The following is a 14,179-nucleotide window of genomic DNA, read 5'->3' as shown; positions in this document are numbered from 1 at the left end:
AATACGATTCACTTACGCTTTGTTTCGATCCAGTTTTCAGGGTGCAAGTCGCCTTGAGTTAATTAAAGATGTTTCGTGGCAGAAACATCAACATCCGTTTGGTGATGATGGCGGAAGGGAACCACGCGTACCCATCCCGAACACGACCGTTAAGCCTTCCAGCGCCGATGGTACTTGGACCGCAGGGTCCTGGGAGAGTAGGACGTCGCCAAGCGGTATTCCCTGATAGCTCAGTTGGTAGAGCACTCGACTGTTAATCGAGTTGTCACAGGTTCGAGTCCTGTTCGGGGAGCCATATGCTTCCATAGCTCAGTAGGTAGAGTGCATCCATGGTAAGGATGAGGTCACCGGTTCGATCCCGGTTGGAAGCTCCATTTTCGGCCCGTTGGTCAAGGGGTTAAGACACCTCCCTTTCACGGAGGTAACAGGGGTTCGAATCCCCTACGGGTCATTGTTCTGCTGGAGGCTTAGCTCAGCTGGGAGAGCATCTGCCTTACAAGCAGAGGGTCGGCGGTTCGATCCCGTCAGCCTCCACCATGCCGCTGTAGCTCAATTGGTAGAGCAACTGACTTGTAATCAGTAGGTTGGGGGTTCAAGTCCTCTCGGCGGCACCAGCAACAAGACTTTATTGGGGATTAGCCAAGCGGTAAGGCAACGGACTTTGACTCCGTCATGCCTAGGTTCGAATCCTAGATCCCCAGCCATGCATGAGCCATTAGCTCAGTTGGTAGAGCACCTGACTTTTAATCAGGGTGTCGTAGGTTCGAGTCCTACATGGCTCACTTTCTTTACAGCTGCGGAGAGTATGCATTAAACATTGCAGCATAGGCGCGTATGGCGGAATTGGCAGACGCACCAGACTTAGGATCTGGCGGGAGACCGTGGGGGTTCAAGTCCCTCTACGCGCACCATAGTTGCGGAAGTGGCTCAGGGGTAGAGCATCGCCTTGCCAAGGCGAGGGTCGCGGGTTCGAATCCCGTCTTCCGCTCCATATTTACAGTTTGTGCCCTTAGCTCAGCCGGATAGAGCGTTTGACTACGAATCAAAAGGTCGGGAGTTCGAATCTCTCAGGGCACGCCATTTCAAATATTTGCTTGACATCTCGGGACGTAGCTCAGCTTGGTAGAGCACCTGGTTTGGGACCAGGGGGTCGCATGTTCAAATCGTGTCGTCCCGACCATTAATTTGTTTAACATTTTTTTTATGCGGGTGTAGTTCAATGGTAGAACTCCAGCCTTCCAAGCTGGTAGCGTGGGTTCGATTCCCATCACCCGCTTATCGAAAAGAACCGTGCTAAGGCATATTGCTTTAGCACGGTTTTTCTATTTTCTTAGACTATATTCCCCGAATTATCCCCGCAGCAGGGATTCGGCGCCGTCAATATAAATCTCGCTACCGGTAATATGCGATGAATTGTCTGAAGCAAGAAAGAGAATGAGCTGGCCGACTTGTTCGGCAGAGCCCGGGGCTTGCTTTAACGGATGATCCCCTTTCGGGAACTCGACGGGGATACGAATATTTTCTACTTCCGGGCGCCGGTAAGTGTTCTCCTCGATCTTGGTCTCAATTGCTCCCGGACAAATCGCATTGACTCGAATACGGTATTGGGCGAGCTCCAGCGCGGCCATCTTCATAAAAGCGACTTGACCCGCTTTGGTGGTACTGTAGGCACTGAACCCGAAGTTGGAAAAGACACGGTTGCCGTTAATGGAACTCGTGATGATGATGCTTCCGCCGTATTCCTTCAGATACGGTATCGCGTATTTTACGGTAAGAAAAGTCCCCTTTAAGTTAATGTTGTGTACTTGCTCCCAATCGGACACTTCCATATGCTCAATAGTCGTGAGCACTCCATTGATTCCTGCATTCGCCACAACGATGTCCAGCCGGCCGAATCGATTCACGGTTTGCTTTATGGCCGATTGAATTTCGTCGGGGATCGAGATGTCCGCCTTGATGGATAGGGCTTCGCCATGCGTTTTCTCAATTTGCTGCTGAACCTCGTCGAGTTCTTTTTGATTGCGTCCGACCAAACCTACTTTGGCTCCATGTGAGGCGAGAAGCAGGGCTGCTGCTTTACCGATTCCGGAACCTCCGCCCGTAACGAGCGCAACTTTATTGCCCATTCGTTGATTGCCATCTGTATTTTCTCCATAGGATCGATGCATGTTGGTTTCCTCCTTTAAACTTTTAGGACAGTGCGTGGTCTAAAGAAAACGATATAAGATGCGATAACCGAGGGGGTCCAGCTTAATGTTCATCATGCCGTCTTCCGGGATAACGGTTTCCCCGGAAAGCGCGTCTTGCCAATCGTCCGTTTCCATCGGATGCGACAGAACGGTTTCTTCTTCCGTATTGTTCATCCAGACGGTAAAGTGCATATGGCGGTTCAGCCGTTCGTAAATAATTCGCGGATCGCCGGGTTCGGCTTTGAGAAAGCGAAAGCTTCCTGATCTAAGAACATCGTAATCTCTGCGAAGCGCAATGAGCAGCCGATAAAAGTCGTACAGCTCGTTATCTTGCTTATCCGGATCCCACTCCATGCACTTGCGGCAGTCCGGATCAGGTCCCCCGGTTAACCCGATCTCGTCCCCGTAGTAAATACACGGCGTCCCCATATACGTGAGCAGGAACACGACGCACAATTTGACTCGGCGCTTGTCTTCGCCGACACATGTGAGCACGCGCGGCGTATCGTGGCTGCAGAGCAGGTTGAAAATAACCTCGTTCGTCTGCTGAGGATAACGCATGAGCAAAAAGCCCATACTGTTGGCAAACGTATATCCGTCCATGGCGGATTGCGAGAAAAACTCGAGTACTTTGCTGGAGAACGGATAGTTCATCACGGAATCGAATTGGTCGCCGAGCAGCCATTTCATCGAATCGTTCCACACTTCTCCGACAATGTAAGCGTCCGGGTTGGCGGCTTTCACCACTTTGCGGAAGTCGCGCCAAAAGTGGTGGTCGATCTCGCTGGCCACGTCGAGCCTCCAGCCGTCGATTCGGATCTCTTTGATCCAATACTCGGCCACGTCCAATAAATATTGCTTCACTCGGGGATTGGCCGTATTGAACTTGGGCATGTGCGGGAAGAAACCGAATGTGTCGTACGTGGGAATTCCGTCCCGAACGGTCAAGGGATATTCGCGAACGCGGAACCAGTCTGCATATTTCGACTTTTCGCCGTGACGGACAACATCCTGGAACAAGGGGAAATGCTCGCTGCAGTGGTTGAACACCGCATCCAGCATGACACGGATGCCGCGGGCATGACAGACGTCCACCAATTGTTTCAGCGTTTCGTTGCTGCCGAACTGCGGATCGACCTGTTTATAATCGAGCGTGTCATATTTATGGTTGGAGGGTGAGTGGAAGACTGGAGTCAAGTAAATGGCATTGACACCCAAGTTCTCAATGTAATCCAGATGGTCGATAATGCCTTGCAGGTCGCCGCCGAACGAATTGTCGTTGGTCGGCTGGCCGCCCCACGGCTCCGTAGGGTCGGGATCGTTCGACGAATCTCCGTTGGCAAAGCGTTCGGGAATGATCTGGTAAAAGATTGCGGACTTGGCCCATTCCGGCGCGGCATACATATCGACCTCGTGGATATAGGGAAAATCGTAATAGCCGCCTGGCGGCGCAGGTTGCTCCTCATGGATGCCTGACTCCGTCATCCATACGCTCTCCGAGCCCGCACTCATGCGAAATCCGTATGAGACCCGGCCGTACCTCGGTCTGACGCTCGTCTCCCAGTAATCGAAATACGCGTCCGAAGCGGTTTTCTTCATCGGATATTCCGCGTAGGTGCGATCCCAGTCGTACTTGTCTCCGGTGACCGCCAAGATGTCCAGCACATCGTCCCGTTTCGTGCGGACTCGCAGATGAATGGTATGTTTGTCGTATGCATAAGCCCAGTTGCTTTGGGACACGTGATAAAAGCACTCCCGAAGCATAGCGTCACTTCCTTTTCCAAATCATTGGATTAGCCTATCCTCCTATTAACCGGACGCCGCCCCTGCTAAACAAGGTTTTCTGCAAGGAGTAGGGGATCTGGAGCAGATATCTGCCGGATAGTGTTAACCGGTGCAATTGGTTAAAAATATTGCGGCCGCTCTGCAGTTTTGTTATGATCGTATATAATACCGATCGGGGTTGTCTGCTTTTAACGCTCAATGATGCAAATTCGACAGCCGGAAGCTTGATTACAGGCTACTAGCCTTAAGTTACAAGCGACGGGGCTTTACACCGAGAGTACACGTCGTCGCACAAGCCCCGTCTTTTCCTCCGGTTTCTTCCCCGAATGATGTCCGCCACACCGCTTCTATGCGATCAATCCTATAAATTTACAAAGGTTTTTTTCGCTTTACCGCATAAATGGACTACATGGTTGCCGAAGGTTGTGCTAAAATAGGGGTTATGATCTTGGCTTAGGGATGGAGGAGAACCATGTCGGATTCAGTCAGTTTGATCAACAAAAACACGTCCAACAATTTGCTTCGCCGTGATGTTCGGTTTTTGGGGCATATTTTGGGTGAGGTGCTGGTTCACCAGGGCGGCAATTCACTGTTTACCATCGTAGAGAAGATAAGAGAGATGAGTAAATCGTTGCGCGCCCAGTTTACGCCGGAAATGTACGCGGAGTTTAAGGATACGATAAACGGCTTGGCTCCGGAGATTCGCCATCAGGTCATCCGCGCGTTTGCCGTTTATTTTCAATTGATCAACATCGCCGAGCAGAATCACCGGATTCGGCGCAAACGCGATTATGAGCGTACCGCAGGAGAGAACGTGCAGCCGGGTTCGATTGAGGACGCGGTTCGCAAGCTGAAGACGCTCGGTACGCCTGCGTCAGAGGTTCGGGATATGATCGGGGGCATTTCGCTGGAGCTCGTGATGACGGCGCATCCGACGGAAGCGACCCGCCGCGCGGTGCTCGATATTCATCAGCGGATTGCAGCGGACGTGATGGAGCTGGACAACCCAAGCCTGACGTTCCGCGAGCGCGAGCAGCTGCGTGAGAAGCTTCTGGGCGAGGTCATCACCCTTTGGCAGACGGACGAGCTGCGCGACCGGAAGCCGACCGTCGGCGACGAGGTCAAAAACGGACTGTATTATTTTGATGAAACGCTGTTCGATGTGCTCCCTCAAGTGTATCAGGAGCTGGAACGATGTCTGCATAAGTACTACCCGGAGCAGTCCTGGCACGTGCCGACGTTCCTGAAATTCGGCTCATGGATTGGCGGCGACCGCGATGGCAACCCTTCGGTCACTTCTACCGTGACGTGGGAGACGCTGACCATGCACCGGGAGCTCGCGCTGCAGAAGTACGAGGAGCTGCTGACCGATTTGCTGAAGCATATGAGCTTTAGCAAAAATATCGTCGAAGTGACGCAGGAACTGCTGGATTCGATCCAGCACGACCGGGAAATGGTCGAACTCCCGTCCGACCAAGTATTGCCTAACGAAAAAGAGCCTTATCGCATCAAAGTCCGGTATATGGTCGAGAAAATTCGCAATACGGCCAAGCCGAACGTGCCGGCGGGCAAAAAATACAATAATCCTCAGCAATTCAAGGAAGATTTGCTGATTATCGAGCGCAGCTTGCGCAATCATTATGCCGATTATATCGCCGACGCCTATGTGCAAAAGATGATTCGTCAAGTAGAGCTGTTCGGCTTCCATCTGGCTTCGCTGGACGTCAGACAGCATAGTAAAGAGCACGAAGCCGCGATGACAGAAATTTTGGCTAAGATGAGCATTTGTTCCGATTACGGTGCGCTTCCGGAGGAGCAAAAGATCAAGCTGTTGACCGATATCTTGAACGACCCGCGGCCGATTACTTCGCCTTACCTGCATTATTCCGAGTCTACGCAGGAGTGCCTGGACGTGTATCGCGTCATCCAAAAGGCGCAGGAGGAGTTCGGCAGAAGCTGTATCACAAGCTATCTGATCAGTATGACGCAAGGAGCCAGCGACCTGCTTGAGGTACTGGTATTCGGCAAAGAAGCGGGCTTGTATTTGCACGAGCCGGACGGCTCCGTCACCTGCACGCTGCAATCCGTCCCGCTCTTCGAGACGATTGATGACTTGCATGCGGCTCCGGAGATTATGACGACGCTGTTCCAAATTCCGGCTTACCGGAACAGCCTGAACAGCACGAATCACCTTCAGGAAATTATGCTCGGCTATTCCGACAGCAACAAAGACGGCGGCGTGATTACCGCCAACTGGGAGCTGCGGGTCGCGCTGCGCAGCATTACGGCGGCGGCGAAGCCGTTCGACGTGAAGCTGAAGTTTTTCCACGGGCGCGGAGGTGCGCTTGGCCGCGGCGGCATGCCGCTCAACCGGAGCATTCTGGCTCAACCGGCCGATACGGTAGGCGGCGGGATCAAAATCACGGAGCAAGGGGAAGTGCTGTCCTCCCGTTATTCCATGAAGGGGATCGCTTACCGGAGCTTGGAGCAAGCGACATCCGCGCTGATCAAAAGCGCGTTGTGGGCGCGCAACCCGCAGGCCGACCCTTCTGAGCCGGGCTGGGAAACGATTATGCTTGACATTTCCGAGCAGGCTCAGCAGAAGTACCAGGATCTGATTTTCCGCGATCCGGACTTCCTGACCTTCTTCAAGCAGTCCACGCCGCTGCCGGAGATCGGGGAACTCAATATCGGCTCCCGCCCGTCCAAGCGGAAAAATAGCGACCGTTTCGAAGACCTCCGGGCCATCCCATGGGTGTTCGCTTGGACGCAAAGCCGTTATTTGCTGCCCGCTTGGTATGCTTCGGGCTACGGGCTGTACAGCTTCTACCAAGGGAATCCGGAGAACCTGCGCATTTTGCAGGAGATGTACAATAACTGGGCGTTCTTCCGTTCGCTCATTGACAACTTGCAGATGGCGCTCGCGAAAGCCGATCTGTTGATTGCTAAAGAATACGGCAGCATGATCGAGGATCAGACGATTGCCGAACGGATCATCCGCATGATCGAAGAAGAGTACGAGCGGACGTCGGACCTGATTCTGAAAATTACCGGCCAGCAGGAAATTTTGGACAATGTTCCGGTCATTCAAGAATCGATCCGTTTGCGCAATCCGTATGTCGATCCGCTGAGCTATATGCAGGTTCAGCTCCTCTCGGAGCTTCGCCCGCTGCGCGATCAAGGAGGCGACGATTCGCTTCTGCTCCGCGAAGTGCTTCTGACGATCAATGGAATTGCCGCTGGACTTCGCAATACGGGCTGATGCTTATCAACCTGCGAACCGAAAGCCGGGAGCTTGGCTTATGCCAAGCCGCCCGGTTTTTCTCATGTTTGGTTTCATTAGGAAGGTCGGCGGCCGAAACCAAGTGCCGTCGTTTATCGTAACAATTTATTAATAAATCGCAAAATGGTAAATCTGTTAAAGTGCGAATATGGAGGGGAGCGGCGCACAATTTCTTTTGGGAAGAGACTGTACAGGCGGTGCAGTCCTTTGGTATTCTTTTACTAGTAGACGGAACGGTGATCGAAGAAAGGTCAGGCGTTGTCCGGAAGAATCCGAATTTGACCGTTGGCAAGCCAAGCGGATCCAAGCTCGGAGGTTGGAGGTAGGTCGGTGAATCATATGGACACCCGGCTCGCCAAGCTCGCCCGGAGCGGGGATCGAGCGGCTTTTGCCGAATTGGTGGAGCTGTACAAGGATAAAATTTACCATCTCGCCTATCGTATGCTGCATAACCGTCATGAGGCGGAGGAGATCGTGCAGGAGACGTTTTTGCGGGTGTACACGAATTTGGACCGTTATGACGAGCAGCAGAAGTTCTCGACCTGGATATACCGGATCGGGACGAACCTGTGTATTGACCGGCTCCGCAAGCGGAAGATCAACTATTCGCTGGATGCCGAGATGAGCGACGGAGAAGGCAGCGACTGGTATTCCGCCCTGCCTAGCCGCGAAGAAACGCCGGACAATCAGGTGGTGCTGTCGGAGACGCAGGAGCAGATTCGCGAATCGATCAAGACGCTGCCGGAGAAATACCGGGCGGTCGTGATTTTGCGTTATCTCCAGGACTTGTCGCTTCAGGAAATTAGCGATGTGCTGGCGATGCCGGTAACGACAATCAAAACCAGATTGCACCGGGGCAGGGAATTTTTGCGCAAAAAATTAGAGCAGGTTTTATAGTTGTTTTTTGAAACATCTCTCGGCTTCGAACGTATTGTATGACACAAACCTGATTTAATGGACAGAAGAAAGGAGTGGCTCATAATGAATTGTGAGGAAGCCCTCCCTTTGCTGCATGAATATTTGGACGGGAGCTTGGAAGGAAGGGAAGCGGCGGCGCTCAAAGAGCATCTGCTTGTTTGCCCGGAATGCCGCAAGCGCCTGCAGCAGTTTGAGAAAGTGGAAGCGCTGATTCATGCTTGGCCGTCGCAGAAGGTTCCTGAAGGCCTGACGGAGCGGGTCATGCAGGCGCTGCCACCGGTCAAACGGCAAAATCCATGGTACCGGTGGATCCGTAAGCATCCGGCGGCCTCGGTGGCGGCGGTCTTTTTTCTTGTGATGCTGTCGACCTTCGTTTCCTCATGGAACGATGATCGCGAATTGCTCGTGAAGGGAAATGACTTGCAGTCGGTCGTTATTAAAGGAGATACGGTCTATGTGCCGGCAGGCAGCAAAGTGGCAGGAGATTTAACGGTAGAGAATGGAAAACTGCAGGTCGACGGCGACATCGTGGGCAACATTACGGTGATTGACGGATCGGTTCAGCTGGCCTCGACGGCGCATATTTCCGGACATATTCAACAAATCGACGAAGCCTTCAGCTGGCTTTGGTACAAAATGCATCAGTGGGCTGGAACTATTTCGGGAATGAAATAGTCCAACCGGCCCAATTTTTTAAAATCCTCCCTTGCGCGTGGTAGAAAGGGAGGGTTTTTTGTTGCAAATATGGTATGATCTAAGGAAGGGGAACACTACAGGGGAACCGATATGACGGAGGCAGGCTTGGGGGCAACGCGATGGATTGGATTACGGAAATCGATATCAAAGATATTGTCGATATATTGATCGTCAGCTATGTCATTTACAAATTAATTTTGGTGGTCCGGGGAACCCGTGCCATCCAATTGCTTAAAGGCATTTTGGTCGTTGTCGTTACTTGGGCGCTCAGCTCGTGGTTTCAGCTGAATACGCTGCAGTGGATGATGAACCAGATGTTCACCTTCGGGCTCGTCGGGGTCATCATCATCTTCCAGCCGGAGCTGCGTCGGGCGTTGGAGCAGCTTGGCCGCGGCAAGCTGTTCAGCCGGACGAACGTCGAGGAAGATACGGAAGTGAACCGCCGGATCAACGAGGTGCTGAAGGCCGTTACCTATATGGCCCGGCGCAAAATCGGAGCGTTGATCGTATTCGAGCGGGATACGGGACTTACCGACTATATCGAGTCGGGCATAGCGATCGAATCGCATATCAGCTCGGAGCTGCTGATTAACATCTTCGTGCCGAACACGCCGCTTCATGACGGAGCGGTTATTTTGAGGAAGCATCAGCTGATGGCGGCCGGCTGTTATTTGCCGCTGTCCGAAAATCCTTTTATCAGCAAGGAGCTGGGGACAAGGCACCGGGCGGCGATCGGCATGAGCGAGGTGTCGGATGCGATGTGCGTGATTGTGTCCGAGGAGACGGGGGCTGTCTCGCTCGCGATGAACGGTCATATTTTGCGAGATGTGAAAGAGGATGCCTTGTTGGCCAAGCTGTTCGAGGAATTGAAGCCAAAAGCGAAGACGAAGGAAAAACGCTCCATTTGGAAATGGAGGCGAAGCTAGAATGGATCAATGGCTGCGCAACACGAACGTCGTGAAGGTTATTGCGCTGATTATAGGAATCATGCTGTGGGCCGTCGTCCGTTCGGACAATACTCCAATCAAGGGAACGACCGGATCAGGTATTTTGGAGGAAAAAATCGGGAACGTCGCGGTGACGCCGAAGTATGATACGGACCAGTTTTATGTCGTGCAGATCGATCCTGCCCAAGTGACGCTAAGCCTATCCGGCAGGGATTCCGCCCTGAAAAAGGTCATGAACTCGGGGACCTATTCGGTGGAGCTGGATTTGACCAAGGTAGGTAAAGGGGAGTATTTGCTCCCGGTCACTCCAATAGGCTTTCCGACGAATGTAAATGTTAAGGCAACGCCGGCCAATGTCCGGGTCGTGATCGACGATAAGAAAAATAAATCGATGCCGGTCACCGTCAATGTGACGGGAATCCCCGCTGTCGGGCTGAAAGCCGGGCAGCCGGTCGTGAAGCCGAAGCAGGTCACCGTATCCGTCCCAAGCCGCATTTACGATGAAGTGGAATCGGTGCGCGCGGACGTTAATGTAGAGAAAGCCCAATCGCCGGTTTCCAGCAAGGTGAAACTGGTGGCCTATGACAAGGACGGCAAGCCGATTGAAACTGCCGTGATCAATCCGGCGGTGGTAGAGGTCGAAGTGCCTATCACCAGTCCGTTCACGCTCGTGCCGCTCCAGGTGAAGCTCGTGGGCGAACCGCCTCGGGGCTACGCCGTAGCTTCCGTCCGGCAGAGTACGGATAAAGTCACGGTCTTCGGCCCGCAGAACGTGCTGGATCGGTTGGAATTTTACGAAGGACCGCAGGTGGATCTGAACGAGCTGAAAGAGAATAAGGAGTTCACCCTGCCTATTCCGCCGCGGAATAACGTCAAGCAGCTTGACCCGGATAAAGTGACAGTGAACGTCACGATCGTGCCGTCGGTAACGAAGACGCTGGAGGCGATCCCGCTGTCGATCATCGGGCAAAACGACGGCTTTGATACGAAAGTCGTGCTTCCGGAGTCGGGGCAGCTGAACTTGACCGTTGAAGGCGCGCAAGAGCTGATTGACAAGCTGAAGCCGCAGGATGTTCAGGGAATTCTTGACGTGAGCAATTTGCCGCCCGGCAAGCATGAGGTGCCGGTGACCTGGAACTTGCCGACGTTCGTGAAGAAGGGGCCGCAGCAGGATTTCAAAGCGACGGTAGAGATCAGCGCTAAGCCCGGCAAACAGCCGGAAGCGCCGCCGGCTACCCCGCCTGCCACGCCCTAGGATGGGCAAGATTTGACCGTTTGGGGTGAATCGGTGATAATGGGAAGTAGCTTGTTGACATAAGGTACTGCAAGGGGAGAGAGATTCGATGGGGAAATATTTTGGTACGGACGGTGTCCGCGGAGTTGCGAACCAAGGGTTAACCCCGGAGCTCGCATACAAAATCGGTCGCTGCGGCGGCTATGTCTTGGCAGGTAAAGTGGAGAAGCCGAATGTCGTGATCGGCCGCGATACGCGGGTGTCCGGTCCGATGCTGGAGGCGGCGCTGGTTGCAGGTCTGCTGTCTATCGGCGCCAATGTTATCCGGCTCGGCGTGCTGAGCACACCAGGCGTGGCTTATTTGACACGCGAATTGAAGGCGGACGCCGGTGTCATGATTTCGGCGAGCCATAATCCGGTGGAGGACAACGGAATCAAGTTTTTTGGCGCGGACGGCTTCAAGCTGTCCGATGAGACGGAGCTTGAGATCGAGCGGCTGATGGATGCGGCAACCGACGAACTGCCGCGGCCGACCGGCGGAGCTATCGGCAATGTGATCGACAATGAAGAAGCAAAATTCCAATATTTGAGCTACATTCAATCGACGGTAACCTCTTCTTTCAAGGGCTACCGTATCGCCTTGGATTGCGCCAACGGCGCAGCTTACGAGCTGGCTCCCAAGGTGTTCGAGGCGCTCGGCGCGGAAGTGATCACGATGGGTGCGGAGCCGAACGGACGCAATATCAACGACCACTGCGGTTCGACGCATCCCGAAGATCTGCGGAAGCTGGTAGTTGAGAAGCAGGCGCATATCGGGCTTGCTTTCGACGGGGATGCGGACCGCCTGATTGCGATTGACGAGAACGGCGAAGAGGTGGATGGCGATTTCATCCTGAGCATCTGCGGTCATTCGATGAATCAGGCCGGCAAGCTGCGCGGCTCGACGATCGTGACGACTGTCATGAGTAATATCGGGTTCTTCAAAGGCATCGAAGCGGTAGGTCTGAAGGCGGCGAAGACCGCGGTAGGCGACCGTTACGTGATGGAAGAAATGCGCAAAGGCGGATACAATCTGGGCGGCGAGCAGTCCGGGCATGTCATTTTCCTCGACCACATTACGACGGGAGACGGCATTTTGACGGCGCTGCAGCTTATGGATACGCTGGTGAAATCCGGCAAAAGCTTGAGCGAGATGAAGGGTATCATGCGCAAATATCCGCAAACGCTTGTGAATGTGCGTGTAGCAGATAAAAACAAGCTCAACAACAATCCTGCCGTCGAAGCCGTTATTCGTCAGGTCGAGGACGAGCTGGGCGACAATGGCCGGGTGTTGGTGCGTCCTTCCGGTACGGAATCGCTGATTCGCGTCATGGCCGAAGGACCGGACAAAGACCAGGTCGAAGCCTATGTGCAGCAGATCGCCGATGTGATTCAGCGAGAGCTGGTGTAGCCGGGTTTACGTGGGAGAAGGTACGCTGCGCGGCCGCTCTCTATGACGCGGGATCCGAGATCCCGGACGCCGGAAAGGCATCCGGGATTTTCGCTTCGCCATGGCGGAAATGAAAACCGTTGAAAATAGAGGTTGCGCTTTCGGGCCAAAATGAATAAGATTGGTATAGAATCTTACTCTAAACAGAAAGGTGGGGCGGGGTTACTTAGCAAGACAAGCGCCAGGACTGGATGGCTTATCCGGGGCTGCTTGATTTTCTGCGCATTCGGTCACAGGGTCGTCGCCGCGGGCGCGGCGGGTATAGACTCCACTATTTCTTAGACAACGCGGGAAGCGGGTATCTCAGGTTGGCAACCAGTTGACGAGGTGAAGGTGTTCGAAACATTCGGCGGGGACCTTCCGGCCATCGATCCAGCCGTATCGTCAAAACTGAAAACGTCCGGGCGACCGGACCGACAAAGTTTTTGACGGGATCCTACGAAATTTTACTTTCTTTGACAATCAGGAGGTCCTGAACATATGTGCGGTATCGTCGGTTATGTGGGAAAAAGGAATTCCCAAGATATATTGATTGACGGCTTGAAAAAACTGGAGTACCGGGGGTACGATTCGGCTGGCGTAGCCGTGTATACGACCGATGGTCTGCAGGTGAAGAAGTCGAAAGGCCGTTTGGCCGTGTTGGAGTCGAAACTTGGAGAGAAGCCGCTCAGCGGAACGATCGGGATCGGTCATACGCGCTGGGCGACGCACGGCAAACCGTCGGATGAGAATTCGCATCCGCATACGGATAATTCGTTTAAATTTTCCGTCGTACACAACGGCATTATAGAGAATTACATTTCGCTCAAGGAAGAATTGATCGCGCAAGGCCATGTATTCGTTTCGGAGACGGATACGGAAGTCATTTCCCACTTAATCGCAAGCTTGTACGAAGGCGATATCGTGAAAGCGGTACAGAAGGCGGTTTCGCGCATGAAGGGCGCATTCGCGCTGGGCGTATTGACCGAATATGAGCCGGATAAGCTCGTTGCGGTTCGGTTGTCCAGCCCGCTCATTATCGGTGTCGGCGAAGGCGAGAACTTCATCGGCTCGGACATTCCGGCGATCCTCGAATATACGCGAAACGTGTATATTTTGAACGACGGCGAGATGGCCGCTTTGACGCGTGAGGGTGTCGAATTAATGACATTGGAGGGGAATTTTATTTCCCGGGAATTATTCCATGTCGATTGGGATATCGTGACGGCGGAAAAAGCCGGATTCGATCATTTCATGCTGAAAGAAATTTACGAGCAGCCGAAGGCTTATCGTGATACGATGGGCGCCCGCTTGGATGAAAGCGGAAAAAAGGTCGTATTGAGCGAAGTAGGCATGACGCCGGAGCAGATTCGCACCATTCGACAAGTCCACATCGTGGCTTGCGGTACGGCTTATCATGCGGGTCTTGTCGGAAAATCGGTGATCGAGAAGCTGGCACGGATTCCGGTAGAAACCGATGTCGCTTCGGAATACCGTTACCGCGCTCCGATTATTACACCGGCGACGCTCGTCATCGTCGTGAGCCAATCCGGCGAGACAGCAGACACGTTGGCTGCACTTCGTGAAGCAAAACGCTGCGGCGAGCGGGTGTTAGCTATAACGAAAGTGGTAGGCAGCGCCGTTGCCCGGGAAGCGGCG

The 14,179-nt window shown here is 53.4% G+C and carries 9 protein-coding genes, 12 tRNA genes and 1 rRNA gene; 20 read left to right on the top strand and 2 right to left on the bottom strand.

What is annotated here, in order from left to right; all coding sequences use genetic code 11:
- The first annotated feature begins 97 nt into the window (after positions 1-97).
- From rrf to QJ48_RS23740, 13 genes are all read left to right on the top strand, one after another.
- Positions 98-214: ribosomal RNA gene (gene rrf, locus QJ48_RS23800) — 5S ribosomal RNA — on the top strand.
- Positions 215-219: 5 nt separating this feature from the next.
- Positions 220-295 (top strand) — tRNA-Asn (locus tag QJ48_RS23795).
- A gap of 3 nt (positions 296-298) precedes the next feature.
- Positions 299-374: transfer RNA gene (locus QJ48_RS23790), tRNA-Thr, on the top strand.
- A 5-nt stretch (positions 375-379) separates the two neighbouring features.
- A tRNA-Glu gene (locus tag QJ48_RS23785) sits at positions 380-451 on the top strand.
- A gap of 10 nt (positions 452-461) precedes the next feature.
- Positions 462-537 (top strand) — tRNA-Val (locus QJ48_RS23780).
- A gap of 1 nt (position 538) precedes the next feature.
- Positions 539-614 (top strand) — tRNA-Thr (locus QJ48_RS23775).
- A 15-nt stretch (positions 615-629) separates the two neighbouring features.
- Positions 630-704 (top strand) — tRNA-Gln (locus tag QJ48_RS23770).
- A 5-nt stretch (positions 705-709) separates the two neighbouring features.
- Positions 710-782: transfer RNA gene (locus tag QJ48_RS23765), tRNA-Lys, on the top strand.
- 46 nt (positions 783-828) lie between these two features.
- Positions 829-911, top strand: a tRNA-Leu gene (locus tag QJ48_RS23760).
- 5 nt (positions 912-916) lie between these two features.
- A tRNA-Gly gene (locus QJ48_RS23755) sits at positions 917-991 on the top strand.
- Between the two features lie 12 nt (positions 992-1,003).
- Positions 1,004-1,080, top strand: a tRNA-Arg gene (locus QJ48_RS23750).
- Positions 1,081-1,103: 23 nt separating this feature from the next.
- Positions 1,104-1,180, top strand: a tRNA-Pro gene (locus tag QJ48_RS23745).
- 25 nt (positions 1,181-1,205) lie between these two features.
- A tRNA-Gly gene (locus tag QJ48_RS23740) sits at positions 1,206-1,276 on the top strand.
- A gap of 73 nt (positions 1,277-1,349) precedes the next feature.
- On the opposite strand, the gene QJ48_RS23735 is transcribed toward QJ48_RS23740, so the two are convergent.
- Positions 1,350-2,168: an SDR family NAD(P)-dependent oxidoreductase gene (locus QJ48_RS23735; protein WP_054975952.1), complete on the bottom strand. Its 819-nt coding sequence runs from the start codon at positions 2,166-2,168 to the stop codon at positions 1,350-1,352.
- 39 nt (positions 2,169-2,207) lie between these two features.
- A complete protein-coding gene (locus QJ48_RS23730; RefSeq protein WP_054975951.1) occupies positions 2,208-3,953 on the bottom strand; it encodes an alpha-glycosidase in 1,746 nt (581 codons plus the stop codon).
- Between the two features lie 493 nt (positions 3,954-4,446).
- Between QJ48_RS23730 and ppc the strand changes: the two genes are divergently transcribed.
- From ppc to glmS, 7 genes are all read left to right on the top strand, one after another.
- On the top strand, positions 4,447-7,236 hold the full coding sequence (gene ppc / locus QJ48_RS23725; protein WP_054975950.1) for a phosphoenolpyruvate carboxylase: 2,790 nt from the start codon (positions 4,447-4,449) through the stop codon (positions 7,234-7,236).
- A 351-nt stretch (positions 7,237-7,587) separates the two neighbouring features.
- Entirely contained in the window at positions 7,588-8,154 is a 567-nt protein-coding gene (sigW, locus tag QJ48_RS23720) for an RNA polymerase sigma factor SigW (protein WP_054975949.1), read from the top strand.
- A gap of 84 nt (positions 8,155-8,238) precedes the next feature.
- Positions 8,239-8,850 (top strand): zf-HC2 domain-containing protein, encoded by a 612-nt coding sequence (locus tag QJ48_RS23715; RefSeq protein ID WP_054975948.1) that lies wholly within the window; start codon positions 8,239-8,241, stop codon positions 8,848-8,850.
- 140 nt (positions 8,851-8,990) lie between these two features.
- On the top strand, positions 8,991-9,797 hold the full coding sequence (gene cdaA / locus QJ48_RS23710; protein WP_025844846.1) for a diadenylate cyclase CdaA: 807 nt from the start codon (positions 8,991-8,993) through the stop codon (positions 9,795-9,797).
- A 1-nt stretch (position 9,798) separates the two neighbouring features.
- Entirely contained in the window at positions 9,799-11,073 is a 1,275-nt protein-coding gene (locus QJ48_RS23705; protein ID WP_063858156.1) for a YbbR-like domain-containing protein, read from the top strand.
- An 88-nt stretch (positions 11,074-11,161) separates the two neighbouring features.
- The gene (gene glmM / locus QJ48_RS23700) at positions 11,162-12,502 is read left to right on the top strand and encodes a phosphoglucosamine mutase (protein ID WP_054975947.1); all 1,341 of its coding nucleotides are present in this window, start codon (positions 11,162-11,164) and stop codon (positions 12,500-12,502) included.
- A gap of 519 nt (positions 12,503-13,021) precedes the next feature.
- Positions 13,022-14,179, top strand: a 1,158-nt coding sequence (gene glmS / locus QJ48_RS23695; protein WP_063858155.1) for a glutamine--fructose-6-phosphate transaminase (isomerizing), incomplete at its 3' end; no start/stop codon positions are given.

It is taken from the genome of Paenibacillus sp. A3 (genome assembly GCF_001399685.1).
In the GTDB taxonomy this organism is placed as follows: domain Bacteria; phylum Bacillota; class Bacilli; order Paenibacillales; family NBRC-103111; genus Paenibacillus_G.
This window is presented reverse-complemented; position numbering and strand designations above follow the sequence as displayed.